Raw genomic sequence first — 24,511 nt, forward strand, 5'->3', positions numbered from 1 at the left:
CGCATATCTTTTCCGTTTCGTTACCCCGATTTTTGGCTCCAACCGTATTATTCGGGGTGATATACAAAGATAATCAAAAGCCCAACAAGTTCTTAATGAACAAGTTGGGCTTTTTCTGAATGGCCCTTCATACACTACCTGCAGCGCTTTCTCACTGCCGGGATTGTGCAGTAAAGGATTGTCATCCAGGGGGATGTCTTCCAGCATGTGCTTCAGGATGGGCTCGCATTTCCCGGTGCATGCAGGGTAAAACTGCCGGTGCTTCCGGATCTCCGACCGGGGAGAGGCTCCCCACCAGAATTCGGCCATGGCCAGAGGCGTGTACCCTTTCCGGAAAGCATATTGCAACAGCTTGGGTGTGGCGCATTCACCGGCTGCGGCGGGTGGTTTCCCGTATACGGTTTCGCGGAATATGGCCCCCAGGCTTTTCGGAACTCCGTGACGGTTCAGGAAAGAATATTGGCTGAAAAGCTCCTCCTGCAGCTGAGCCGATTTTTCGCGGCGCTGCTTCCTGAGCGCTTCTATGCGTTCATCAAAGGCCTGTACCCGGGAGGTGAGCGCTTCAGCCTGCCTGTTGTATTCCTGCACGGTATGTTGAAGCAGCCGTTTGTCGGCCAGGCTTTGCCGTACCAGCTCTTCTTCCAGGACTGTGTAGCCGGCAGGGGAGAGGAGCGGCTTCCGGGCTTCCCGCTGCTGCCGGCGGTCTTCCTTATTTTCTTTCAGGCGTTTTTTCAGGGCCGTTGTTTCTTCTTCGGTCAGACGGAGGAGTGTGGCCAGCTCTTCTTTTAAGCGAAGAAAGTCAGGATGGGCTTCCAGCTCTTCTATTTCGTGGTTCAGGCTATTCAAAACAGCTTCTTCCCGGAGGAAAAAGCTGTTTTCTGTCAACATATCAAAAACGGGCGGAACAAAGCGCGGATGCCGGTTGGTTCCGGCCAGCTTCCCTGAAAAGCCGCACAGGTACCCTATGCGGTTTTCAGGGGTCTGCACCAGGAGCACACCGAACATTTTGCCGATGGCCGGTCCGGGCTGCTGAGGATCGAGCCCGAAATTGTGATCGGGCAGGGCACCGCTTTGGAGGTAGTCCATCAGCTCTTCAGCGGCAAGCCTGGCCAGCGGATGCGGCTCATAGCAGAACGGGAACGTAAAACGTTCCGGCAAATCCACAGAAGCCTTTTCTTCCCAATAAGTTAACCTGCTATCCGGCTCCACCCTGATCCTGCCGCTTATTTTAAGATCATCTTATCGGCATCCCAGCGGATTACCTTTTGCTGGAAATAACTGTCGTTACAAGCCAGCACCGGTGCCGCGGCACGGAAACCGAAAACCGGGTCTTCTATGGTATTCTGGCTGCCTTCCCTGACATTTGTAAAGAAGTTATTGAAATGGTTGGCGTGGCTGTCTTCTTCTTTCGGTGCATCAAATTTTATTTCTTTAACCGGTTCTGCCACGCGGTCAGCTTCGGGGTACATCTGGTCGTATTGTTTTTTGAATTCGGCCTGCTGGGCTTCCGAGAAAGTAAAGTAGCTGTCGTAATTGCCGTAACCAGGCGCTTTGGGGAGCTTCCGGCGGGTCAGCACCAGGCTGGTGTCGCCCACTTCAATCTGGCCTTCGGTGCCGATGATCCGGGTGACGTTCCGGATGGCGCCGGCGTTGGCAAAGTTCACACGAAGCACCATCTGGAACTTCTCGTGCTGGTTATTGGCGGGGTAGTCGAATACGGATACGAGCACATCGGGGATGTCGCGGCCGTCTTTCCAGTAGCTTTGCTCACCGGAAGAGAATATGCGCTCGGGGCCGTGGCTGCCGGTCATGTAGTGCACACCGGTGATGAGGTGCACGAAAAGATCGCCGGCCACGCCTGTACCGTAGTCGCGGTAATTGCGCCAGCGGAAAAACCGGGTGGCATCAAAAGGCCGTTTGGGGGCATCGCCCAGGAACCTGTCCCAGTCCAGGGTAGCAGGGGAGGCATCGGTAGGAATAGAGTAATTCCAGGCACCTATGGCATTGAAACGGTCATACGTACCTTCAATGAAGTTGATGTGACCGATGTCACCTGCATTGATCATACGGCGGGCTTCGGCAAATGCCGAACCGCTGATACGCTGGCTGCCCACCTGCATGGTTTTGCCTGATTTTTTCCAGGCTTCGATCACCCCTTTGCCTTTCTCAATACGGTTAACCATAGGTTTCTCACAGTAAACGGCTTTCCCGGCTTTGAGGGCATCTATGGTGATGTGATCGTGCCAGTGATCAGGGGTTACAACCAGCACGGCGTCAATGTCTTTGCGCGACAGGATCTCGCGGTAATCGCGTGTGGTGAAAATATCTTTCCCGAATAATTCTTTTACCCGGGTGAGGCGGCCGTCGTACAGATCGGCGGCGGCTACCAGCTCTGTTCCGCCGGCTTTGAGGGCTGCGCGGGTATCGTAATTGCCCTGGATACCCATTCCTATGGTGGCAAAACGGATCTTGTCGTTAGGACTTACCCGCATATCTTTGATGATATGGAAGGGCTTGGCAAAAGATTCGGAGGCTGCCAGCAGGGAGGCGGCGCCCAGGGTTTGAATAAATTTTCTGCGGTTTGGTTTCATATAGCTTTAAGGTCTTTTGGGGTGAAGATAGGAGATTTCCCTGAGCAGGGCAAGAGAAACGGGTTTATAATCTTGCGGGGCACAACGGGAAGAGAGCTGCATGACCGGCAGTTTTCACAGGCAGGAACCCTGTCTCTGCCTGTGAAAACGGTAAGCCGGAAGTCTTATTCCGACAGGTTGAACCTTGCCGTAACCCCAAACGTGGCGTTATTGGTATAGTATTGCTGGGTAACGTAAGGCTTGTTGATCTGCTTCTCCCAGTATACGGTCATGCTCACCCGCTTATTGAAGGTGTACTGCATGTTAGGCCTTACCTGCAGTGTCCGGAAACCGCTCTTTATGAGGGCATCACCGTCCAGTTTCCGCTGGATCAGCTTCAGATCGCGCAGGGTAAAGTCTATCCGGAAGATCAGGTCATTCGGAAGGATGATATTGTTGCCGTCACGGGTGCGGAGCGGAAGCACCACGTTGTTTTTCTTCATCCCGAAGCCGAAAACGAAATCATTGCCGTGGGTTTCGCTTACCTGCGCGTTCGATAGGTTCAGCATGGCCATGCGGTCTTTGTTCCAGGCAAAATTCCCCGAGAAATTGGCTTTGGTGGTAAAGTTAACGCCCAGGAAAGGAGCAAATTTTTCTTCCATCACAATCGAGCTCATGATATACACCGGGTCAAAGATACTGGTGAACTCATTTTTGGTGGTTCCCAGGGTGTAGCCTTTGCCGTATTGCCCGCGGTAATCCAGCAGGGCCATATCCGAGTACATCAGGTTAGATGTGAAATTGCCTACGCTGTACGAAGACACAAAAGAATGCGACAGGGTGATGGAAGAGAATACGGCCCGCAGCCCGGCCACTTTTTCCAGTCCCTGGTAGTTGATCTGCCAGTTAGGCATAGGAAATGCCAGGAAGGGGTTAAACGTATTGCTGCCGTTACGGGTGTATTTCTTTTTGGTCAGCAGGTCATTGACGTCTTTCCCGGTATAGGCGGCAAAGAAGGCCGGGATGAGCACATCCTGCGAGTTTTCGGAAAGCATCAGCTCAGCGTTCTCCGGCCGGGATTTCAGGATATCAAGCACTTTGGAACGGTTATCCTGGAGGTCTTTGAAAGGCTCGTAAAAATAACCGGAGGAAGGCTCGGAATTCACCTTCTTGAAAGAGGTTTTAAACGACCAGAACGACATTTTGAAGCTTCCGCCCCGCACCGGTGAGAATTTCTCGAATTCATTGTCGGCATTGGGCTGGTAAACGTAAGAAATGTCATTGTTCCGGGCAATATTTCCCTTGATAACAATCCTGAAGTCTCTGAAGGGCTCCAGGTTGGTCGAGTATTCAAAGGTATAGCCCCGCTGCTGCACAATAGGGTTGAACTGCTGCACATTCCTGGAAAGCCAGCCGTTGCTTACGGCTCTTTCAATGGTTTTGTCGGGGTTCTGGCTTCCCATCACAAAGGGAAGACCCGGTGCCAGCCCGTTAGAGGTGCCGGTCAGGCCAAAGAAGTCAGGAATTTCGAGGAAGCCAGGCAGCACAGTAGATTCGGTGAGGGCAAACCGGCCGTTAATGCCCCGCGCCGCCATAAGCAGGCGGGTGAGCGCTTTGGCAAATTTACCGCTTTCCATAGCCATGTCCTGCTCATCGCCGGGAGCCCGGGTATACCGCTGTCTCGGCTGAGAAGGCATATTGGCCCGCCGCAGGTAGCCGATCTTGTTGTACAACCTGACGAGGTCTACGCGGCCGTCGATCCCGAAGTCGCGCCCGTTTTCCAGCAGGTGGCCAAACTGGTAGTCTTTGTTGTCGGGATCGGGCTGCCCGAAGGCTACACTCTTAAAGCTGTAACGGTTATCGTAGGTAGCATTGGCGTTGATCCAGTCCAGGAGGTATATGTCCTGGAGCGGCAGCCGCCAGGCGACTTTGATGTTCTGGTTATAGTTCCTGGCCCGGCCGCGGTTGAAAAGGCGCGAACCGAATTTTACGTCCTGCTCTGCGGTAACGTTTCCGTCCACGTCGTCAAGAATGGCCTGCATATGGGCCGTGTAGGTAAGCGTAAGGCTGCGGGTGAGGTTCCAGGCCAGGTCATAATGCCGGTTGCCGTAATAGTATTTGATCAGGTTTTCATCCGGCAGATCCTGCAGGAGCTGGTCGCGGTAGCGGGTGCGGTAAAAGACCTGTTCGTTGTATAATTCAAACGAGATCAGCGTGGGCAGGGGCGAAAGCGTGAACGGCTTCAGGAACCGGAACATGGAGCTGTCCAGGCCGGCGGCTTTTTTGAACGGCTCCCAGTTATAGGCTTTCGGGGTGAAACGATACGTCATACCGGCGCTGGTAAAGCTCTGGTCGTTGTTGGCCATCAGGATGTTGCTCCGGTAGATACGGTTCTGGGCGTAAGAGAAGGTGAAATTCTCTATATCGTACAGGTGATCTTTGCTGCTGTTGCCGGTTTTTACCTTATGTACATTCATAAAGTTAAAGCCGGTGGTGGTAGACATGTCTGAAACCAGCTGCCGGGTCAGGTTTTCCTGGTACGGGTTCAGGTTGTCTTCTTGCAGGGCCACGTCGAGCCGGATGTCGCGGTCCAGCGGGTTAAAGCCGGGTATGGACACCTGGCGGTCGTAATTCACGAAGAAAGGAATGTTCAGCCCCCATTTCATAGGCAGGAACTTGTCGAGCGATAAGTTCATCACCCCGCCATACGAGTAGCTGTCTTCTTTCAGGCGGTTGGAGATTTTATCCTGGACGCTTCCGAAGCCGAAGTTCCGGAAATTCCCGCCCAGCATAAGCGTACCTATGTCTGCCAGCTTCAGGTCAACAGAGACCAGCCCGGCCGAGCCTTTGTCCTGGGCATCAAAGCCGAAGGCCCGCAGCTCATCGGCCCAGATGGTGTAATCTTTTTCTTCCCCGCTGTTATTGCGTACCCCGATCATCATGGTGAGCACTTTGCTGAGATCCGGGTTTCCTTTTACAGAAATGCGGTAACTGCGCAGCACGGGGGCTTCTGAGCCCGAAGCCGTACCGTCAATGGTCAGGTATTCCGAATATTCGTTCCGGAACGTGTTCTTATCGGTGTTCTTGTTCCGCCGCAGCTTGAGGTTCCGCAGGGCTTCCAGCGGAACATCGATCTCGTTCTGCCCGGGCCAGATCAGGGTAGGAGAGACCTCACCGCGCGCTGTTCTTTCCAGGCGGGGAATCTCTATTTCGTAGTAGTTGTTTTTCAGGTCGGTTCCTATGCGGAGAAACATGCCCAGGCTGTCTGTATTGCCTTCTTCGGTATGCATGTGTACAAACATTTTAATGCGTTTGTACATGTTCAGGTCGAGATCGGTGTTTTTGAAGACACCGCGGGAGTCTTTTGCGGCGAGCTTCTCCACCGACAGGCTGATGGCCTGCTCGTTGAACTCCATGCGGGCCTGGGTGGCGTAGTTGATGTCGCGCACAAAGCCCGGCGGCACAGCGTAAGGATATTGCTTGGAGTCGCCGCAATCTACCCCGGAAGGACACCCGTTTTCTTCAATGCTCACCGTGCTGCTTTTCAGGACCGTCCTGCTGAGCGAGTCGATGGGTGTTTCATGGTACGGGCTGCTCTCGTCGTTGATCTTATAGGCGTAGGCGCGGTATTGGTTAGACACCAGCTGCATGGTGGCAAACCGGAGTACCACGGGCTGCTCCCAGTCGGTGGTAACGAGGCGCATAAAACGGATCGATTTGAAGGAGTCGCCTGAATCTTCCGAGCTTTTACGGGTATATTTCCGGATGGGTATCCGGAAAAGGTACCAGGTGGTTTCTGGCCGGTCGCTGGTGGCACCCACCTGCACCTGGTCTACAATATACGGGTTGCTGCTGATGTCGCGTGCATTGTTCGGCCGGATGTCGATTTCGTATTCATAAAAGTCTTCCAGCTCGTTAATGGTGTTGTCCTGGTTGATGTCTTCTTTATCAACCGAATTGGAATTGGCATAAACAATATCGGCTTTGGCCTGGTCTTTATTGTAGGGCGAGTTGTTTTCTACGCCCAGGTAGTCTTTGTATCTTTCCAGGAAAGTAGCATTGCCGTCAAATGAAGGGTCAAGAAAATGCCGGAAATCGTCTTTGGAAGGGTCGTTGTAAATCTTTTCAAACGCCTGCGGGTCAGTTACCTTGGCTCTGACCTGGTCAAGGTAGCCTTTGATTCCCTTGCTGGCGGGATCGTTGGGGTTCACGTAGGTTCTTTCGGCTTCATTAGACAGGCCGTCAAAACCTACATCCTGCAGTTTCCTGATGGCCTCGTCGTTTTCAAAAGCATCTACCATAAACTGAATATCGGGCGCCTTTCCCCAGGGCGTATTTACATAAGGGCGGTTGGCAGGAGTTCCGTTCAGCATGTCGGGGCGGATCCCGTTCTCGAAATTGAAACGGCCGTCGGGGATAACATCTTCGGACACGTCGCCCAGCTGTACCAGCAGCTTACCGCCGGTGGTGTTGGTTACCCGGTTCGTGAGCGGGATTTCGCCGGAGAACGGGTTCATCATCCAGAATTCAAGATACTCCACGTTGGAGTTGTCAAAATCAGCATCAAAAGTAAGCCCGCGCATCACCGAACCGAAATTGGTTTTGGGATCGGTATTCAGCATCCCGTTCGGTTTGAGGTTGGGGTTGTAGTTGTACATACCCGGCTCTTCCGGGAAGTAGGCGATGTCAAGCAGGCTGGTAGGTACCTGTTCGGCAAAGGTAGGCATAGAACGCCCTACGAGAATATCCTGGATATTAAAGTTAGCCGTGAAAGGGTTGGTTTTGGCTTCGTTGGTCAGCTCGGGCGGAATAATACCCGTGCCCGACTGGCCCGTGAAGTACGTGGTCATGTCTACCGTATACACCGACATCTTGGCCCGCCGGTAATGGTAGCGGTAGGCCGGGTCCTGCAGCGGATCAGGCTGTATGTCTTTCAGGAATTCAGGCGGGGTAGAGCCCAGCCGCCAGCGGTTGGGCTGGCGCGAAAGGTCATTGATATTCCGGGCATACTCGAAGTCATCGATCATGGAGCTGTTGTTGACCCGCTTGGTGTTTACACCCGGTATGAGCTGGGCAAATTCGGCGTTCATCATGATCGACGACGGCTCTTTGGTCTGGATACCCGGCAGGGCATCCAGGAATTTGGTCAGGCCGGTGCCGTTCTTTTTGTAGTTAAGATCAAGCCCCCAGATGGTATTGTTTACCGGCTCATTTCCTACCGAGGTACGGGTAGTAAAGCCGGGCGTATTTTCACGCAGATCCTGCAGGGTGGCGCCCACGCGCAGGTGGCGGTTAAAGGTGTAGTCCAGCCGCAGGCCCATCATCCGGCGTATCTGTGTCTGGAACATATCGGCTTCTTCGTAGTCTATCCGGATGGTTTTGCCCGAGTTCAGCAGGCTCTGGTTGATAAGCCGCACGGTACCCATCTGGGTATCTACCATGTAATCTACCCCCTGCTTGAGCTCGGTTCCGCCCGAGTACACCCGCACCGAAGTGCCTGAGGCGCCCAGGGGCAGCGGGATGTCAGCCCCACCGCTGACAAATATCCCGGAGAGGAAGAATTTATTTTTTAAAGTATTTTGCTGGGCATCCGAAAGGGTTTTCCGGTACAGGTCGTTGAAGACGTATTTTTCTTTGAATTGGGCACCTTCGGTTTCGAGGGTTTCTTCCAGGTACTTACCAAAGGGCTCCAGCACAGGGAAGATCACCCGGCCGTAGCGGGAGTTGACGGTCACGCCTTCAATAAAGTCAAAGTTACCGTCGCCGCCTCTTTTGTTCCCGATAACCTCGTTGTTGTAGTTCAGGCGGTCAAGGCCCATCAGGCTTAGCAGGGGTGTTTCCCGGAGGTTGGCAATATCGGCCAGGAAGGGCACGTCCATGCCCGTGTCATCGTCTTTGTAGATGATACGCATCTGGAAACCTTCCTGCTTGATTTGTCCCTGGCCCAGGTTATAGATGTTTTTCATCATCAGGTTCCACATGGGGTTGTCCAGGTTGTTCCGGATATTGCTGGATTTCAGCAGCTTCAGAACAATGGCGTCTGACTCGCTCCGGTTCACATAGTCTTCGGTAAGCTCACCCACACGGTGCTTTTCCACCTTATTGGTTCTGGGGTCCCGGTAGGTATATTCGTAGGCCACGGCCAGCACCTCATCGTTGCGGAGAGGCGTACGAAGGGAGATATAACCCAGGTCAGGATTAAACTCAAATTCCGTCTCCTGCAGCTTTTTGGCTCCGCGCAGGATCTCGTAATCACGGCCCATGTTCAGCCCCAGCCCGTTAATCGAAGCTGCCACCCGGTCGATATCGCGCGAAAGCGCCTGGTTTTTGATGACCGTTTCATTGAGGCTGTTGGTGCCGTTATCGGCCGGGTTGGCTGACCCGGTTGAGGTTACCTGCTTGCTGTACGGGTCACTTTCACCGAGGTCGTTGATGGCCAGGATGTTCCGGTTGGTTTCTACGCTGTAGGTCCGGTTGGTTACATACGCTTCGATCCGGGTGATCATTACGCCTGACGTAATGATCGGGAGGTTTCTCAGCGACCTTTCGTAGTTGTTTCGGAAGAACTGCCCAAGGAAGAAATGGCGGTTCTCCTCGTAGTTATCGGCCCGGATCTCGAAAGACCGGTTCTGGCTTCCGCCGTTGAGCACAATAGATTTGGTCCGGGAGTTTTGCTGGGCGATCACCCCGATCAGGTCAAGCTTACCGAACTTCAGGCCCACTTTGGCCCCCAGCAGGTTTTGCACGCCAGGAATAAGCTGGGAACGGTTGGGAAAAGAGATGTTCCCCAGTTCTACCACCTGCAGGATGTCTTCAGGGTCATTCCTGAAGTTGATTTTCATGCGGTTATCGAACGTAAAGGCCGATTTGGTGTCAAAGTTACCCAGGATGTTTACTTTTTCCTTCACTTCGCCGGGCTTCCGGATGATGTTGTTGATGTCCTGCAGGCGGCCGTCGTTCAGAATATCGGTAGGCATTTGTGCCCCGGTAGGATTCTGGCCTGTCTGCCGGTTGAAAAAGTTATTGAAGTTGATGGCGATCTGCTGGTCAAAATCAAAATAGCTCCTGTCGCGGCTGGCTATGTTGGTCGGGTTGTCGTTCCTGAGCCGGTAATGATAGGCCATTACCTGGATGAAGCCGTTGGGCTTGAATTCGGGCAGCTTATCGCCGAAGATCCGGTCAAAAATTTTGTTGGTTTCCAGCAGCGGTCTTATTCTTTTGCCCGTATAATCGGTGTAGCCGTCCTGGGCCTTTTCAATATCCCGGATCACGGCTTTCCGGAGCATGGCATTCTGAATGCTGGAATATTCGTTAAAGCTCAGGGTCTGGGGTGTTTTTACATCGATATTCCGGGCGGCTTTTTCGGTAATGGAAAAATTGGAAAAAGACGGGTTATACACCACAGAGGTTTTCAGCTGACCGGGATTAAGCGTAAAAAGAGGTGAACGGGTATAATTAAAGCGGTTCAGGTAGACGTCTGTCCAATTGTAAAATGAAGGTATTTTACTTCGGGTAGAGTCAGTTGTTTGCGCGGCGGTAGAGAAGGAAACGCCTATCAGACAGTATATGAAATAACAGGGTAATCTTTTTCGCATATCCTAGCGTACTGCGAGATTATAATTTAATGGTTAAAACGCAAAAAAAGCGCCAATATTCTATTTTTATTCTTATTTAATAGCTATCAGCTTTGAGCTGTCAGCAATCAGCTTTCTGTTTTACCTGTTAAAGCCTCTAAGTTATCAGCAACTCAAAGCTGATAGCTGGCGGCTGATAGCTAACGCAGCGAAAGCTTGATCGCTTCTTCCAGGGTAATATCGGCCGGTGCCCTTTTGAGAATATTGTCTACACTTTTCTCGGCAGTAGCTCTCGGGATGCCCAGGGTTACCAGTGCCGCCAGCGCTTCACTCCGGATCCGGTTGGGCTGGCCCGCCCCGGTGGTTCCGGTGAGCTGGTCTTTCCTGAGCTTGTCTTTGAGCTCAATGATAGCCCGCTGAGCGGTTTTAAGGCCTATGCCTTTGATTCCCTGGATGGTCCTGACATCTTCCGATACAATGGCATGGATGATCTCCGGTCCTGACATTGAAGAAAGAAATACCAGCGCTATGGCCGGGCCAATGCCTGAAACGCTGATCAGGTGCTCAAATATACCCCTTTCGTCGCGGGTGGCAAAGCCGTAAAGGGTATGGGCATCTTCGCGGATGATCTGCAGGCAGTAAAGCTTGCAGGGCATGCCGGGATCAGGCAGGGCAGAACAGGTCTGGAGCGAGATCTTCAGGAGATAACCCACTCCATTGACGTCAATTACCGCATGGGTAGGCTCTTTTTCGGTCAGGATTCCGTTCAGATGTGCAATCATTTCAGGTGTTTAAAGTGTTGGCTGTCAACTGTCAGCCTCTTGCTGTCAGCTTCAGTTGCCGGGCTATAGGGTGCGCCGGAGGCCGATAGCTGACTACGGATAGCTGAAAGCTATACGATGCAAAGTTAAGCAAAATACGGGTTAATAGATATTTTCCCTGATTTTCTGCCGGGTGATTTCTTCCGTGCTGCGCCAGTACTGGATGCCGTCTTTGTACAGGATGACCGTAGGATTACGGCGGATGTTCAGCCATTCAGCTATTTCACCGTTGGTCTCGGAATTGATCCGGGCAATGTAGAGATCGGGGTTTTCGGCCTGAAGTTCGGCAAGTCCCAGGTTTTCACAGGGCGCGCAGTAGTCTTCATGAAAGACCACCAGCACCCATTTTTTCTCCCGTACCATGTGGCTGTAATTTTCTTTGGAAACGTATCCCAGCGGTTTAAATTCAGTAGAAACCGAGCGGTAGGGTCTTGACTTGCGGATCCAGTTTTCAAAGCCGCCCTTAAGCACGGTTATGTTTTCATACCCCAGCTCTGCAATATACAGGCCGGTATGTTCGCTGTTGTCGGCCGACTGGCCGTAAAGAAATAACGGTGTTGTTTTCAGGGGGTACCGGCCCAGGAAATATTCCCGGAAATCGTCGCGCAGGAAGTCAATTACCACTGCCTTACGGATGTGCCCTTTCATATAGCTTTCCACATTTCTGAGGTCAATCAGCACAGCCTCGCGGTTTTCGCGAAGGGCCTGTTCAAAATCCAGGGGATCCAGCTGCCGGAAGCTGTTTTGCGCCAGCAGGGGGCCCTGCAAAAGCAACAGGAAAAGAAGAATTCTTATCATGTATTAATCAAAGAAATTATGGTATGTTATTTCTATAAAATTAACTAACACTATTGACAGAAGGAATATTGTAACGAAAAAATGTTTTATTTGTGCTTTAATTAACAAAAGTCATGCCGGTTCCCTGACCGGAGCCCGGCTCAACCCGTAGCAATATTAACTATTAATCATAATTTTAAGTATGAGTCAGATCGTAAAAGTACACGCCCGGCAAATTTTAGATTCAAGAGGTAATCCTACTGTTGAGGTAGATGTGGTTACCGACAGCGGTTTCCTGGGACGTGCAGCCGTACCTTCAGGGGCGTCTACAGGGATTCATGAAGCAGTGGAACTGAGAGATGATGATAATTCAAAATACATGGGAAAAGGCGTTCTGAAAGCCGTTCAGAATGTTAACCAGGAAATAGCCCCCGAGATTCTCGGAGAAGATGTTTTTGAGCAGAATATTATTGATAAGGTGCTGATCGAGCTTGACGGGACACCCAATAAAGGTAACCTGGGCGCCAATGCCATCCTGGGGGTTTCCCTGGCCGTGGCCAAAGCGGCTGCACAGGAAGCCGGCCTGCCCCTGTACCGCTACCTGGGTGGTGTGAACGCCAATACGCTTCCGGTGCCCATGATGAATATCCTGAACGGAGGTTCGCACGCCGACAACTCCATCGATTTCCAGGAGTTCATGGTAATGCCGGCCAATGCGCCTACTTTCTCCGAATCGCTGCGGATGGGTACGGAGATCTTCCATAACCTGAAAAAAGTGCTGAAATCAAAAGGCTACTCGACCAACGTGGGCGATGAGGGCGGTTTTGCACCGAATATCGGGTCCAACGAAGAAGCCATTGAGATTATCCTGAGCTCTATCGAGAAAGCCGGCTATACTCCCGGCCAGGACGTGTTCATTGCCATGGATGCCGCCTCTTCTGAGTTCTACGATGCTGAAACCGGCCTGTATACCTTCAAGAAATCAAGCGGGAAACAGCTGAATTCACACGAAATGGCGGCTTACTGGGCTGAGTGGGTGAACAAATACCCGATCCGTTCTATTGAAGACGGTATGGCAGAAGACGACTGGGACGGATGGGCCGAGCTGACCCGTCTTACCGGAAGCAAGATCCAGCTGGTAGGCGACGATTTGTTTGTAACCAACGTGAAGCGCCTGAAAGAAGGTATCGATAAGCATATCGCCAATGCCATCCTGGTGAAAGTAAACCAGATCGGTTCACTGACCGAAACCATTGATGCTGTGAACCTGGCTCACCGCAATAAGTATAAGAGCGTAATGTCGCACCGTTCGGGTGAAACCGAAGATGCTACCATTGCCGATCTGGCGGTGGCCCTGAACTGCGGACAGATCAAAACCGGATCGGCCTCGCGGTCTGACCGGATGGCTAAGTATAACCAGCTGCTGAGAATTGAGGAAGAGCTGGGAGATGCAGCGTATTTCCCCGGGCTGAACTTTTAATTAGTACCCGGAACTAAAAAAAGCATGGGAAGAAATTTCTTCCCATGCTTTTTTATTTATAGTTTTGGTACAAATTGCTTTCCGATATGAAAAATCGTCTTCTTTCTTTTGTGACGCGTTACCGGTTTTACGTGATCTCTACGCTTATCCTGTTTTGCTGGCTGGCTTTTTTTGATCGTTCCAACCTGATCAAGCAGGCAGAGATGCAATGGCAGCTGAACGAGGTGGAAAACGAGATCGGGTATTATGAGACCGCCCTGAAGAAGGTCAGGGAAGAGGAGAAGGATGTGCTGGGTAGTGAGGCTTCAATGGAGAAATACGCCCGGGAGAAATATTTTCTTAAGCGGGAAGGAGAAACGGTATTTGTTTTGGTAGACGAAGAAGATAAAGTTATAACAGAATAATCATGGTGAAGGTTTTGTACGTTTGTCTGGGGAATATATGCCGGAGCCCGCTGGGCGAAGCTACTTTTAACCAGCTGGTCATGGAAAAGGGCTTAGAACAATCTTTCCGGGCCGATTCTGCCGGAACGGCAGGTTATCATACCGGTAAATTTGCCGATCCGCGCGCCGTAAAGGTAGCCGCTAAGCACGGGATACAGCTGGATCATGTGGTTCGGAAGATTACGCCGGAAGATCTCGATAATTTTGAGCACATCGCCGTGATGGATGAAGCGAACTTCGAGTTCATCCACAAGCTGTATTACGACACCAAAGGGGTACCGCCTTCTGCCGATAAGCTCTTCCTGATCCGTGACTTTGACCCGGAGGTCAGAGGTGTACAGAATGTGGAAGACCCGTATTTTGAGGGCGATAAGGCATTTGAGGAGGTGTTCCAGGTGCTGAAAAGAAGCAATGAAAAGCTGATAGAGCATTTAATGGACAAGTATGGCATTGAGCCGGAAGAGTCTTCTGAAAACGAGGCTTAAAAACCGCTTATCGAAACAGGAGGTCGATGAAGTGGTAGCTGAGATCCGGTCAGGCACGCTGACGGTTTCCGACCTCCGGCCGCTTTTGTTCGAGACAGCGCCTGTGCTGCTGTTTAATTTTTATTGGATTCTGGCCACCGTCAGTAACTGCTCAACCGGTTCTCTCCGGGGGCTTGAAACCGATATCTTCCGGGGTATGCTGCATCACGTAAGCCAGGAGAGCGTGGTCAGGAGTGTTTTGTCGGTGTTTAAGAAAGCCGATATCCCCGAAGAAATAGAAGATGAGCTGTATGCTTTTTGTTTCGGGATCATCGAATCGCCCGGGTCACCCATAGCGCATCGCAGCTTTGCCCTGGTGGTCTGTGCCCGCATCTGCAAAAAATACCCTGCCCTGGCCGGGGAACTCCTGGCTACCGCAAAACAGGTGGAAGAGACCTACGGAGCTGTTTCCCCGGGTGTACGCTCAGCCGCCCGGCAGGTTTCCAGGATGCTTAGCCCATGTTAGAATAAATGGTGTCCATGATTTTTACCAGCGTATTGTAATCGTCTTCATCCAGGCTATTCCAGGCCTGCCTTCTTGCCTGGGTAATGATTTCGTTGGCTTTTTTATGCACTTCCCTGCCTTTTTCCGTAAGGTCAATGGTAAACTTTCTCCGGTCAGCCGATGAGCTTAAACGGGTAACCAGGTTCTTCTTTACCAGCAGGTCAAGAATGCGGGTCATGGTAGGAGGATCTTTAAACGTAATGTTACCCAGCTCGATCTGGGAGATGCCGCAATTCTGTGAAAGGTGGTCGAGAACTACCCATTGATCTACTGTGAGGTCGATGCGGGCATCGGTAAGGCCCCTTTGCATGTAGTTTCTGATCTTTTTTATGGTTGTGTCTATCTTAAAAAAATATGCCTTATTGTAGTTTTGCAACATTCTGTAGTTGTTTTATAATAATTGACAGAACAAATTAAACATCATTTTGCGTTTTAAAAAAATAATTATATTTTTTTTAGTATCTTTATTCATTATTAACTTTTGGATGTGCTGAAAACACCGCTGGGGTATAATATTTCTGTTGAAAAGCTTATTCATCCGGAGGCCTCTCAGATCGTTATCATATCATCTGCCACCGGGGTAGTCAAGGAGTTTTACAAGCATTTTGCGGCTTATCTTTACGATAACGGGATCTCGGTCGTTACCTTCGATTACGGAGGGATCGGGAAGTCCAAGCCCATATCGCTCCGTACGTTTTTCACTACGGCCCATCGCTGGGCCACGAACGACCTGGAGACGGTCATTACCCACGTAAAAGACGAATTTCCCGATCTGCCGGTCACATTGCTCGGGCACAGCATAGGCGGGCAGCTCATCGGGCTGGCTCCTTCCTCTGTCCTGGCCTCGCGGATAGTGCTGGTGGCTTCACAGTCGGGCTATTACAAATTCTGGCCTTTCACCGAGCGCCTGAAGATGCTGCTGGCATGGAAAGTGCTGTTTCCCGTATTTTATTCCAGCCTGGGGTATATTCCTACCCGGCGGTTTACGCCCATGGAGGATCTGCCCGGCGGCATGGCCATGGAATGGCGGAAATGGTGCATGAGCCCGCAATACCTCTTTGATCATGTAGATCCTTCGGCGTTGTATTTTGAGCAGATCACTGCGCCGCTGTATTCATTTTCTACCGACAGGGATAAATTTGCTACCGTGGCCAGCACCGACTGGCTGACGGCCCGGTATACCCGTGCCCGTACAGAACGCATCCACTTAAAGCCGGAGGCGTACGGACTAAAGACTATCGGGCATTTCGGGTATTTCCAGAAGCGATGCAGCCGTGCGGTCTGGCCGGAGCTGTTGTCCCGGCTTATGTAGGACTTGTTTATGGGGTATCCCGGGTAATGATTAAGCCCTTTCCTGGTATACTTTGTGCCGTTTCTTAGTGCACTTTGTGCAATATATTTCACAAAATGTACGAAGTAAATTTCACAAAGCGCACGGAGGAAATTGCACCAAGAACACAGCGTCTCTGCCCGGGACCGTTACTGCGCGATGGGTGTCAGCACCTTGGGTTCGTTCTGAGTGAACTGTACCTCTACCAGCTTAGCGTAGATCCCTTTTTGAGCCATCAGCGACTCGTGATTTCCTTCTTCCTTAATCTCGCCTTTTTCCAGTACAATGATCTTGTCTACATTCTGTACGGTACTGAGCCGGTGCGCAATAATGATAGAAGTACGGTTTTTCATGATCTTGCCAATGGCGTTCTGGATCAGCTCTTCCGATTCGGAATCAATAGAAGAGGTGGCCTCGTCAAGGATCAGGATCCTCGGGTTATGCACCAGCACACGAACAAACGAGATCAGCTGACGCTGGCCCATAGAAAGGGTAGAACCGCGTTCCATCACCTCGTAATCGTATTGATGCGGTAATTTCTGAATGAAATCATGGATGCCCACCTCCCTGGCGGCTGCTATCACGGCCTCGCGCGAAATGGAGGTATCGCCCAGCCGCAGGTTGTCCAGGATACTGCCACGGAACAGGAAGACATCCTGCAGCACTACTCCCACCTGCTTCCTGAGGTTTTCCAGCGATATGTCGGTGATATCTACGCCGTCTACATAGATGTGCCCCTTCTGGTAGTCATAGAAATTGGTAAGCAGGTTGATGGTCGATGTTTTACCGGCACCTGTAGGCCCTACAAAAGCCAGTGACTGTCCCTTTTTAAGCTCAAAGGAAATGTCTTTCAGGATCCAGTCGGGTTCGTTATAGGCAAATCCCACGTGATCAAATTTCAGATCGCCCTGTATGGCGTGCTCCCTGCCACCCGTACGCTCCACGTTTTCTTCATTGTCAAGAATTTCAAGGATACGCTCTATGCTCACCATGCCCATCTGTATGGTATTGATGCGGTCGGCAATCATCCGGATAGGCCTGAAAAACTGGTTGCTGTACATGATGAAGGCCGTGATCATACCAAAGGAGATCTCCTCGGCAATCACGCCGCGTGCCCCGTACCATACAATCAGCCCTATGGATATGGCGGAGATCAGGTCGGCCACCGGGAAATACACTGAATAGTACAGTACGTTTTTGATCTGGGCTTTTTTGTGGTTGCGGTTCAGCTCTTCAAACTTCCTGAACTGTTGCTCTTTCACGTCAAAGATCTGGATCAGGTTCATGCCCGTGATCCTTTCCTGCAGAAAAGCATTCAGGTTGGCCACGTGGGTACGTACCTCACCAAACGATTTTTTAACGAGCTCCTTGAATATATAAGTGCTGATAATCAGCAGCGGAATAGCCGCTACGCTGGCAATGGTGAGCTTCCAGTTCAGGAAAAGCAGCATGCCCAGGATCACGATCAGCTGCAGGAGGTCACCGGCAAGCGCCGCCAGCCCCGAGCTGAATACCTCGGAGAGGGTCTCCACATCAGAGATGGTACGGGTAACCAGCCGGCCTATCGGGGTGTTGTCGTAATATTTCAGCTTCAGGTTCAGGGTTTTCCGGTACACCTTCAGGCGGATATCGTGGATGATCTTCTGGCTCACCCAGCCTGACTCGTACGTGCTGAAAAATACCAGCAGCGAATTCAGCACCAGGATGCCGGCCATGATACCGATATCTCTTAACAGGCCCGCGATATCTCCGTTTACCACGGGGCCGTCTATGGTGCGTTGCACCACCAAAGGCAATATAGGGGCGGTAACCGCGCCCAGGATCATCAGGAGAACCAGTCCGAAGAAACGGAGCTTATACGGTTTTACGAAACCGTACAATTCCCTGAAAAGATGAATATCAAATTTTTTTTCCGTGCTCAAACCGCGTGCTTTTATTCCGATAGACAGGATTTTTATACATCCTTTATTAGTGATAAACCGAATCCGGGGAATATTTGTTCTCGCAGCGCAGAATTTCGATCCCCTTTCAGAAAAAACGTGTATCTTGACGCTCTTATTTTATCAAATTCTTATGTACAGACTTATCCCCTTATTGTTACTTGTATGCTTTCAGGCCACGAGCCAGAAGCTCCAATCACCTGAGGAGTATTTCGGCTACGGTTTCGGTGAAAAATTTCATTTTCATGCCCAGGTTGCTGAATATGCCCGGTATGTGACCCGCACCAGTCCCACCAACACCCGGCTGCTGCCTTATGGTAAGACATCAGAAGGCCGCGACCTGCTGGTAGTGGCTTTCGGCTCGCCAGAGAACATCAGCCGGCTGGAAGATATCCGGAAAGCCAACCTGCAGAAGATCGGGCTCCTGGATGGAAATGCAGGCGGTGATATCCCGGCCATTGCCATGCTTTCCTATAACATCCACGGAAACGAGGCCGTAAATGCAGAAGTAGCCATGCAGATGCTGTATGAGCTGGCCCGCCCGGGCTCAGCGTTTACCGAAAAGATTTTCAAAAATACCCTGGTGCTTATTGACCCCTGCGCCAATCCTGACGGTTTAGACCGTTACAGCCAGTGGTACAACCGTCACACAGGTAAGCAGCCGGACGCCAACCCCGATGCCATAGAGCATAAGGAACCCTGGCCGGGCGGCAGGTACAACCATTATCATTTTGATATGAACCGTGACCTGGCCTGGCAAACCCAGCTGGAAACCCGGCAGCGGGTGCAGTTTTATAATTCCTGGATGCCGCATTACCATGGAGATTTTCACGAGATGGGCACCGGCTCCACGTATTTTTTTGCGCCTTCGGCTAAACCGTTCCACGAAGATTTTACTCCTTTCCAGCGTGAATTTCAGAACCTGATCGGGGAGTATCATAAAAAGGAGTTTGATGAGAAAGGCTGGCTGTATTACACAAAGCAGAATTACGATCTGCTATATCCCAGCTACGGCGATACCTACCCTTCGTATAACGGGGCTGTGGCCATGACCTATGAGCAGGGTGGCAGCGGTACGGCCGGCCTGGCCTACCTCAGGCCCACTGGAGATACCCTTACCCTGAAAGACCGTATGCTGCACAGCCGCAGTACCAGCAAAGCCGCGCTGGAAGCCGTTTCAGAGCATGCTGCCGCCATTAAAGAGGCATTTGCTCGGTATTTTAACGATGCAGCCCGGAACGGCTACGGACCCTACAAGTCTTTTGTTATGAAGGGAAGGGAAGGAAGCATAAAGGCGCTGGCGCAGCTGCTTGACCGCCTGGAAATCCGTTACAGCTTTGCCGGCGCCAAGAAGAGCCTGAACGGGTTCAGCTACCAGAGCCAGAAGAAAGATAATTTTGTGCTGGAACCCAATGACCTGATCGTGAACACTTACCAGCCGAAAGGCGTGATGACCAAGATCTTGTTTGAGCCCCATACCATGCTGGAAGATTCCAATACCTATGATATTACGGCCTGGGCGCTGCCTTATGCCTATGGACTGGAAGCCTACGGGCTGGAGCAGAAAATAGAAGGCGGTGCGTATACGGCTGTCCCTGAAACCGGGGCGCCGGCAGCGGCAGTGTATGCCTATGCCCTGAAGCTGGGCTCGTTTGACGACTACCGTTTCCTGGCTTCGGCATTGAAAAACGGTATACGCACCCGGGTTCAGCCCGAGGCTTTCCAGGTTAATAAAAAGGTGTTCCCGGCCGGAACCGTGATTTTTGTGCGGGAAGGGGACAATGCGTTTGAAGCAAAAATAAAACAGGCTCTGCAGGCCACCCCGGCTGCACTGGAGCCGCTATACAGCGGAATGGTGGAAAGCGGGCTTGACCTGGGGCTGGAAGATGTGCGTACGGTACCGGCACCCCGCATCGGTGTGTTGATGGGTACCGGCCTGTCACCTACCGGCTTCGGAGATGTATGGCACTTTTTTGACCAGCAGATCGATTACCCGGTAACCCTACTCGACAACAAAGCGCTGGGAGCCATCAACCTGGCGGCGTACGATGTGCTGGTATTTCCCGGAGGCCGTTACGATAAGTCGGTCACAGAATCGCATGCCTTAAAAGAATGGGTGAACAAAGGCGGCCGGATGATCCTGCTGGAAGACGCCTGCGGTGCATTTGCAGGAGTAGACGGGTATGAGCTGAAAGAAAAGCAAAGCACGGAGAAAAAGGCCGACCTCAGCCGGAAGTACGGTGAGGCGTCGAGAAAAGCCATTTCGGATATGATCCCCGGTGCCATATACGAGGTGAAGCTGGATAATACCCATCCGCTGGCGTACGGCTACGGAAGCAGCATGTATATGCTGATCAAGGAGGCCAATAACTACGAAAACCTGGTATACGGCTGGAACGTGGGTGTACTCGGAGCGCACAAGAGCGGCTTTGTAGGCAGCAATGCACAGAAAGGACTGAAAGATGCTACCGTTTTCGGTGTGCAGAATAAAGGACGGGGAAAAGTGATTTACCTGACCGAAAGCCCCATATTCAGAGGTTTCTGGTATACGGGCAAGGCGCTTTTTGCCAATGCGGTGTTCTTCGTGAAATGATTTGATGAACCATATAAGGCATATAAGTCATAGAAGAATAATTTTTAAGAGCTTGTGTGTGTTACAAAATAGTTTAAACCATATAAAGCATATAAGTCACAGAAATTTATATAAAACTATTTCTATGTGACTTATATGCCTTATATGGTTTTAAAAAAATGAGGCGAAGCCGAATAAAGGGCTAGCGGATAATATTGAACAGCCGCTTCCACCGTATCTTATTCAGGAAAGAGCCGTCACGGTCAATCGACATCCAGATAAACGCTGCCTTACCCACCACGTGATCTTCAGGCACAAAACCCCAGAAACGGGAGTCGTCTGATTCGTAGCGGTTATCTCCCATCATGAAGTAATAATCCTGGTTAAAGGTATATTCACTGATTTCATTGCCATCCAGGTATACTTTGCCATTTTTCAATTCGGCATTTTTGTTCAGGTCAAAAGTAGTAATAACCGTTCCGTAGAGGGCAATGTTCTTTTCATTCAGCGCAATTTTCATCCCTTTCTTAGGCACGGTGATCGGGCCGAAGTTATCGCGGTTAAACGGAAACAGCCGGGCGTTGTACGGGAAGGCTATCCCGTAAATGCTGGAGGTATCGCCTTTGGCCAGGATATCCGGGTATACATTGGTCACAAAGTCGTATCCTTTGATCTCTTCCAGGCCGGCAGCGGTAGCGTTGATACGGTAATAGTATTTGCCGTTATCGCCTCTGCGGCCATTTACTTCCACATCAGCTTTGTCAAAGATCTTCTCGTTAGGGTTGGTATTGAATTCAATGTCGTAATATTTCTGAACCCCTTTTACTTCCGGTAGCGGCTTGCCGTTAACGTAGACCACGGCGTCACGCACTTCCACCATATCGCCGGGGATACCCATACAGCGCTTGATGTAGTTGGTACGGAGGTCTACCGGGTATTTGTCAAAGCCGCCGAACTGGTCCGGGCGCAAAGGCGTACCGGGGTAGTTGAAAACCACCACGTCGTTATTCTTAATGCTGGTAAAGCCGGGAAGCCGGTAATTGGGCAGCTGAATCCAGTCGAGGTAAGAAGGAATATCGGTAAACCAGATCTTCTGATGGGTGAGGGGTACCTGCAGAATGGTTTTGGGTGTTCTGGCTCCGTAATGAACCTTGGAAACAAAGAGGAAGTCATCTACTAAAAGGCTTTTTTCCATAGAGCCTGTAGGTATGGTATAGGCCTCCAGGAACAGCCCCCTGATCAGGGTAGCGGCAATGACGGCAAACAGTACGGAGTCCCACCATTCCCGCATCGGAGATTTTTTTTTCTTTTTTTCTGACATAAGTCTTTTAAAATTTGTGCAAAAATATCACTTTAAGCCCTTCCTGCAACTGATATTTTTATGAACGGTCAATTATTTCTTTCTTTGAAACTGATTTTATAATGTATTGCGGCTTCCCGGAAGCAATCAGGAAAGTAGTGCCGATGTACTCTCCGATCAGTGCAAAACAGCACAGAATCACCCCGCACATGAAAATAATGATGGGTGATCCCCATTGGCTGATCAGCCGGAAGGCATAAAAGCCCATATATATAAGCGAGAATACGATAGAAAAGAAGCCGGCCAGGAACGTGAGCCGTAAGGGGATCATGGAGTAACCGAAAATGATGGCCAGGGTGAGGCTGATCAGCTTGGTCATGGAGTAATTGGAGTGCCCCTCCAGCCGGTTCCGGTGAATTACCTTTTCTTTTCCTACGTTACCGGTCACCTGGAAAATGAGCCCGTCAATGTACGGATGCGGCATACGGCTCTTAATAATTTCCGTGATCACCTCCTTTTTGATCAGCTTGAAGCTGCTGAGGTAGAGGTCGGCCGGTTTTTTCAGGAGCCAGGTGGTCAGCAGGTTGATGGTCTTGCTGCCGAAGTTCCGGAACCAGTGGTGCTTCTTTTCGTCGTAATAGCTGTATACCACATCAAAGTCTTCGGAAATGGCCTTATGGTAAAGCTTGAGGATTTCAGAAGGCGGGTTCTGGAAGTCGTCGTCAATAATCGCTGCATATTTACCGGTTACAAAGCTGAGCCCGCACATGACGGCGTTGAATTCCCCGAAGTTTTTCCGGAGATTAACGAAAGTGACCGCCGGGAAAGTGTCGGCTATTTCCTGGCATATCTGTGCCGATCGGTCTTTTGAGCCGTCATTGACCAGGATAATTTCAAAACGGTAGCCGGAGAGGTCTTTGTGAATGGTCTGTACTAAGCTTTCAATAGACGGGGCACCATTATAAACCGGGATTACTATTGAAAAATCAAACATATCAGAATTGGTTAAGGGTGGTAATAATATGGTCTGCGTCGCGATCGCTGAGCGTGCCGTTCAGGGGTATGCTCAGTACGGTGTCGTGAATTTCTTCGGTTACAGGGAAACGGAGGGGATGGAGAAATGACAGCGCTTTTTGCCTGTGGGGCGGAGTGGGGTAGTGAACATCAAAGCCAATTCCCGCATTTTGCAGATGCACTTTAAGGTCTTCTCTCCGGCGGGTTCTGATTACAAACAAATGCCAGGCATCTTCACCGGCGGTTTCCCCGGGAGGAAGAACCAGCTTTTCGTTTTTGATTTCCGAAAGATACCGCACTGCCAGGGCTCTTCGTCGTTCTGTCTCGCGGTTCAGATGGTTTAATTTAACAGAAAGAAAAGCAGCCTGGAGCTCGCTCAGGCGACTGTTTTTGCCCAGGTAGTCAAACTGGTAGCGTACCTCTGAGCCGTAGTTCCTGCGGGCACGTACGTTGCGGGCAAGGGCCTCGTGGCGGGTGATCACCGCGCCGGCATCCGACAGGGCGCCCAGGTTCTTTGTAGGGTAGAAGCTGTAAGCTATGGCATCGGTGCCGGGACAGTCGGTGGAGCCCTTATACAGCGCTCCGTGGCTTTGTGCCGCGTCAGTGATGAGCTTCAGGTTATATTTCCGGGCCAGTGCTGAAAGAGCATCGTAATCACACATTTTGCCGTACAGGTTTACGGCAAGCAGGGCAGCGGTTTTTTCGGTAACCGCTTTCTCCGCCGTTTCGGCATCCAGGAGGAAGGTGTGCGGGTCAGGCTCTACCAGCACGGGGGTCATTCCGGCATTCAGCACGGCAAGAATGGTGGCATAGTAGGTATTGGCCGGAACAATAACCTCAGCTCCTTTTTCCAGCTCCAGGCTTTGCAGAATGAGCTCAATGGCATCGAGTCCGTTAGCAACCCCTACACAAAACGGGGCCGAGCAGAAGGCGGCGAACTCGTCTTCAAATTGCTTCACCCGGTCAGAAAGCATATAAAAGCCCTTGTCGAGGAATTGATGAAATACCGCTTCGAGCTCAGCCGTATAGGGTTGGTTGAGCGCTTTGAGAGATAAAAAAGGAATTGCCATCAGGAGTTTACGGAATTGTACATCTTTTGAATGACATGGGTTTCATTGTAAGGTGTATCGATATAATCTTCAGGATCGTAGTTTCGGTTGGCCAGCACCAGCAGGATGCTGCCTTCGGTGAATTCGTACATCTGGTGCCAGTCAGAAGGCTTTAGCAGGAGACATTTCTGCGGGCTGTCCAGCGTAACAATGTAATCGGTATCTTCTGATTCCTGTACATAGATCTGGCAGGAACCGTTCAGGCAAATCAGGCCCTGCCAGGTATGGTGATGGCGATGACCACCCCGGACACTGCTCTCCGGGACATTATAAATAAAGTAAGCCCGCTCAATAGAGCCCGGCATGAGGTGCTCAAAAACAGACAGAAAACCATCGTGGTTCTCTACCGATTTTAATGTAATTACGGAGGCCATAGGTTAGTCTGAATAAAATTCTATTTTATTCCTGACTGCAAATTACTTAAAAAATCGGATTTTCAACTGCTTTTTCATCAATAGATGAGTAAGCAGGGCAAGTCTGCTTCCGGCACGAGGTAGCCAGCAGGCCCACCACGAGCAGCGAAAAGGCAATGTATTTTTTCATAGTCTGGAA

The 24,511-nt window shown here is 50.9% G+C and carries 17 protein-coding genes and 1 pseudogene; 6 read left to right on the plus strand and 12 right to left on the minus strand.

Annotated elements, in window-relative coordinates:
• From AB2U10_RS03715 to AB2U10_RS03735, 5 genes and pseudogenes are all read right to left on the minus strand, one after another.
• Positions 1 to 1,164: pseudogene (locus AB2U10_RS03715) on the minus strand (hypothetical protein); the annotation flags it as partial.
• A gap of 59 nt (positions 1,165 to 1,223) precedes the next feature.
• Entirely contained in the window at positions 1,224 to 2,591 is a 1,368-nt protein-coding gene (locus AB2U10_RS03720; RefSeq protein WP_367913350.1) for a Gfo/Idh/MocA family protein, read from the minus strand.
• Between the two features lie 164 nt (positions 2,592 to 2,755).
• Positions 2,756 to 10,165 carry a T9SS outer membrane translocon Sov/SprA gene (gene sov / locus AB2U10_RS03725; RefSeq protein WP_367913349.1) on the minus strand — a complete coding sequence of 2,470 codons (7,410 nt, stop codon included), beginning with the start codon at positions 10,163 to 10,165 and terminating at the stop codon, positions 2,756 to 2,758.
• A 179-nt stretch (positions 10,166 to 10,344) separates the two neighbouring features.
• Positions 10,345 to 10,926, minus strand: a complete 582-nt coding sequence (gene ruvA / locus AB2U10_RS03730) for a Holliday junction branch migration protein RuvA (protein ID WP_367913348.1) — start codon at positions 10,924 to 10,926, stop codon at positions 10,345 to 10,347.
• A gap of 141 nt (positions 10,927 to 11,067) precedes the next feature.
• Positions 11,068 to 11,763 carry a rhodanese-like domain-containing protein gene (locus AB2U10_RS03735; RefSeq protein WP_367913347.1) on the minus strand — a complete coding sequence of 232 codons (696 nt, stop codon included), beginning with the start codon at positions 11,761 to 11,763 and terminating at the stop codon, positions 11,068 to 11,070.
• 181 nt (positions 11,764 to 11,944) lie between these two features.
• Between AB2U10_RS03735 and eno the strand changes: the two genes are divergently transcribed.
• The 4 genes from eno (at position 11,945) to AB2U10_RS03755 (ending at position 14,655) form a co-directional block, all read left to right on the plus strand.
• Entirely contained in the window at positions 11,945 to 13,222 is a 1,278-nt protein-coding gene (eno, locus tag AB2U10_RS03740) for a phosphopyruvate hydratase (RefSeq protein ID WP_367913346.1), read from the plus strand.
• Positions 13,223 to 13,308: 86 nt separating this feature from the next.
• Positions 13,309 to 13,626 carry an FtsB family cell division protein gene (locus AB2U10_RS03745; RefSeq protein ID WP_367913345.1) on the plus strand — a complete coding sequence of 106 codons (318 nt, stop codon included), beginning with the start codon at positions 13,309 to 13,311 and terminating at the stop codon, positions 13,624 to 13,626.
• A 2-nt stretch (positions 13,627 to 13,628) separates the two neighbouring features.
• Positions 13,629 to 14,150, plus strand: a complete 522-nt coding sequence (locus AB2U10_RS03750; RefSeq protein ID WP_367913344.1) for a low molecular weight protein-tyrosine-phosphatase — start codon at positions 13,629 to 13,631, stop codon at positions 14,148 to 14,150.
• Entirely contained in the window at positions 14,110 to 14,655 is a 546-nt protein-coding gene (locus AB2U10_RS03755) for a HEAT-like fold family protein (RefSeq protein WP_367913343.1), read from the plus strand. Before AB2U10_RS03750 ends, AB2U10_RS03755 begins: the two co-directional genes overlap by 41 nt.
• On the opposite strand, the gene AB2U10_RS03760 is transcribed toward AB2U10_RS03755, so the two are convergent.
• Positions 14,642 to 15,004: a MarR family winged helix-turn-helix transcriptional regulator gene (locus tag AB2U10_RS03760; protein ID WP_367913342.1), complete on the minus strand. Its 363-nt coding sequence runs from the start codon at positions 15,002 to 15,004 to the stop codon at positions 14,642 to 14,644. The two genes, AB2U10_RS03755 and AB2U10_RS03760, sit on opposite strands and share 14 nt — an antisense overlap.
• A gap of 177 nt (positions 15,005 to 15,181) precedes the next feature.
• Between AB2U10_RS03760 and AB2U10_RS03765 the strand changes: the two genes are divergently transcribed.
• Positions 15,182 to 16,006 (plus strand): alpha/beta hydrolase family protein, encoded by an 825-nt coding sequence (locus AB2U10_RS03765; RefSeq protein ID WP_367913357.1) that lies wholly within the window; start codon positions 15,182 to 15,184, stop codon positions 16,004 to 16,006.
• A gap of 167 nt (positions 16,007 to 16,173) precedes the next feature.
• On the opposite strand, the gene AB2U10_RS03770 is transcribed toward AB2U10_RS03765, so the two are convergent.
• On the minus strand, positions 16,174 to 17,946 hold the full coding sequence (locus AB2U10_RS03770) for an ABC transporter ATP-binding protein (RefSeq protein ID WP_367913341.1): 1,773 nt from the start codon (positions 17,944 to 17,946) through the stop codon (positions 16,174 to 16,176).
• Positions 17,947 to 18,097: 151 nt separating this feature from the next.
• On the opposite strand from AB2U10_RS03770, the gene AB2U10_RS03775 reads away from it, so the two are divergent.
• Complete coding sequence (locus AB2U10_RS03775) at positions 18,098 to 20,557, plus strand: M14 family zinc carboxypeptidase (protein WP_367913340.1); 2,460 nt, start codon at positions 18,098 to 18,100, stop codon at positions 20,555 to 20,557.
• A 181-nt stretch (positions 20,558 to 20,738) separates the two neighbouring features.
• Here the strand turns inward: AB2U10_RS03775 and lepB are convergent, their stop codons facing one another.
• Genes lepB through AB2U10_RS03800 form a run of 5 tightly spaced genes read right to left on the minus strand, consistent with a single transcriptional unit; the run spans position 20,739 to position 24,502 of the window.
• Complete coding sequence (gene lepB / locus AB2U10_RS03780) at positions 20,739 to 21,857, minus strand: signal peptidase I (protein ID WP_493820194.1); 1,119 nt, start codon at positions 21,855 to 21,857, stop codon at positions 20,739 to 20,741.
• Positions 21,858 to 21,915: 58 nt separating this feature from the next.
• Positions 21,916 to 22,830, minus strand: a complete 915-nt coding sequence (locus AB2U10_RS03785) for a glycosyltransferase family 2 protein (RefSeq protein WP_367913338.1) — start codon at positions 22,828 to 22,830, stop codon at positions 21,916 to 21,918.
• Position 22,831: 1 nt separating this feature from the next.
• Positions 22,832 to 23,920: a DegT/DnrJ/EryC1/StrS family aminotransferase gene (locus AB2U10_RS03790; RefSeq protein WP_367913337.1), complete on the minus strand. Its 1,089-nt coding sequence runs from the start codon at positions 23,918 to 23,920 to the stop codon at positions 22,832 to 22,834.
• Positions 23,920 to 24,333, minus strand: coding sequence for a sugar 3,4-ketoisomerase (locus AB2U10_RS03795; RefSeq protein WP_367913336.1), 414 nt, complete (start codon positions 24,331 to 24,333; stop codon positions 23,920 to 23,922). The genes AB2U10_RS03790 and AB2U10_RS03795 overlap by 1 nt, the downstream gene beginning before the upstream one ends.
• A gap of 46 nt (positions 24,334 to 24,379) precedes the next feature.
• A complete protein-coding gene (locus tag AB2U10_RS03800) occupies positions 24,380 to 24,502 on the minus strand; it encodes a hypothetical protein (RefSeq protein WP_367913335.1) in 123 nt (40 codons plus the stop codon).
• Positions 24,503 to 24,511 lie beyond the last annotated feature (9 nt).

It is taken from the genome of Leadbetterella sp. DM7, from assembly GCF_040829825.2.
Lineage (GTDB): Bacteria > Bacteroidota > Bacteroidia > Cytophagales > Spirosomataceae > Leadbetterella.

Bases quoted from the DNA above. Each gene is read 5' to 3' on its own strand.
- AB2U10_RS03720 (WP_367913350.1), bottom strand. From the start codon at position 2,591: ATGAAACCAAACCGCAGAAAATTTATTCAAACCCTGGGCGCCGCCTCC.
- sov (WP_367913349.1), bottom strand. From the start codon at position 10,165: ATGCGAAAAAGATTACCCTGTTATTTCATATACTGTCTGATAGGCGTT.
- ruvA (WP_367913348.1), bottom strand. From the start codon at position 10,926: ATGATTGCACATCTGAACGGAATCCTGACCGAAAAAGAGCCTACCCAT.
- AB2U10_RS03735 (WP_367913347.1), bottom strand. From the start codon at position 11,763: ATGATAAGAATTCTTCTTTTCCTGTTGCTTTTGCAGGGCCCCCTGCTG.
- eno (WP_367913346.1), top strand. From the start codon at position 11,945: ATGAGTCAGATCGTAAAAGTACACGCCCGGCAAATTTTAGATTCAAGA.
- AB2U10_RS03745 (WP_367913345.1), top strand. From the start codon at position 13,309: ATGAAAAATCGTCTTCTTTCTTTTGTGACGCGTTACCGGTTTTACGTG.
- AB2U10_RS03750 (WP_367913344.1), top strand. From the start codon at position 13,629: ATGGTGAAGGTTTTGTACGTTTGTCTGGGGAATATATGCCGGAGCCCG.
- AB2U10_RS03755 (WP_367913343.1), top strand. From the start codon at position 14,110: ATGGCATTGAGCCGGAAGAGTCTTCTGAAAACGAGGCTTAAAAACCGC.
- AB2U10_RS03760 (WP_367913342.1), bottom strand. From the start codon at position 15,004: ATGCAAAGGGGCCTTACCGATGCCCGCATCGACCTCACAGTAGATCAA.
- AB2U10_RS03775 (WP_367913340.1), top strand. From the start codon at position 18,098: ATGTACAGACTTATCCCCTTATTGTTACTTGTATGCTTTCAGGCCACG.
- lepB (WP_493820194.1), bottom strand. From the start codon at position 21,857: ATGTCAGAAAAAAAGAAAAAAAAATCTCCGATGCGGGAATGGTGGGAC.
- AB2U10_RS03785 (WP_367913338.1), bottom strand. From the start codon at position 22,830: ATGTTTGATTTTTCAATAGTAATCCCGGTTTATAATGGTGCCCCGTCT.
- AB2U10_RS03790 (WP_367913337.1), bottom strand. From the start codon at position 23,920: ATGGCAATTCCTTTTTTATCTCTCAAAGCGCTCAACCAACCCTATACG.
- AB2U10_RS03795 (WP_367913336.1), bottom strand. From the start codon at position 24,333: ATGGCCTCCGTAATTACATTAAAATCGGTAGAGAACCACGATGGTTTT.
- AB2U10_RS03800 (WP_367913335.1), bottom strand. From the start codon at position 24,502: ATGAAAAAATACATTGCCTTTTCGCTGCTCGTGGTGGGCCTGCTGGCT.